Below are 241 nucleotides of genomic sequence, written 5' to 3'. Positions count from 1 at the left end.
GTGACATAAACTTAATTTAAAGGAGGCCGACAATGCGACGTTTCTCGGCTATAACTCCTGGTGCCTGGACTTTTATCCTCGGTATCGTATTAATTCTCAGCATTGGAAGCGCCATTGCGGCACAGAGCTATTTTAGCTATGTAGAAGTAACTGAAGCCGCTAATCGCTGCTACGACTTAGGCGGATTTCCTGAAATCGAGAAAAACGGTTGGCAAATGACTCACTTCGAATGCCACCTAGA

The 241-nt window shown here is 45.2% G+C and carries 1 protein-coding gene; it reads left to right on the top strand.

What is annotated here, in order from left to right; all coding sequences use genetic code 11:
- Positions 1–32: 32 nt before the first annotated feature.
- On the top strand, positions 33–241 hold a 209-nt coding region (locus SB775_RS33275; protein WP_410865567.1), incomplete at its 3' end, for a hypothetical protein.

It is taken from the genome of Peribacillus sp. SIMBA_075 (assembly GCF_046534585.1).
This window is presented reverse-complemented; position numbering and strand designations above follow the sequence as displayed.